Source organism: Pseudomonas sp. EA_5y_Pfl2_R50, assembly GCF_963970475.1.
GTDB lineage: Bacteria > Pseudomonadota > Gammaproteobacteria > Pseudomonadales > Pseudomonadaceae > Aquipseudomonas.
In genome coordinates this window covers 1-258 of record NZ_CAXAPT010000241.1, presented here as the reverse complement: position 1 = coordinate 258, position 258 = coordinate 1, and the positions used below count along the sequence as shown (strand labels likewise).

Genomic DNA, 258 nt, shown 5'->3' with positions numbered 1-258 from the left:
AGACGGTGTTCCCGAAACTCAAGCCTGTGGCCTACCAGCAAGACTCCGGCATGGTCGCCAGCGACCCGGTGATCAAGCGTTTCGACCTGCGCCTGGAAACCCGCACCAGCCGCACCACCCGTCGCGATTACGACTTCGAAAAACCGCGCCTGACGCTGGAAAGCGAAAACCGTGGCGACGCCCTGCCCGACCTCGAAGACTACGACTACCCGGGTCGATTCATCGACCGCGAGCGCGGCAAACACCTGGCCAAACGCG

1 protein-coding gene is annotated in these 258 nt (G+C 63.2%); it reads left to right on the top strand.

The features are described 5' to 3' along the window. The coding region (locus AACY19_RS27640; protein WP_339454674.1) for a contractile injection system protein, VgrG/Pvc8 family at nt 1–258 on the top strand (258 nt) is incomplete at both ends.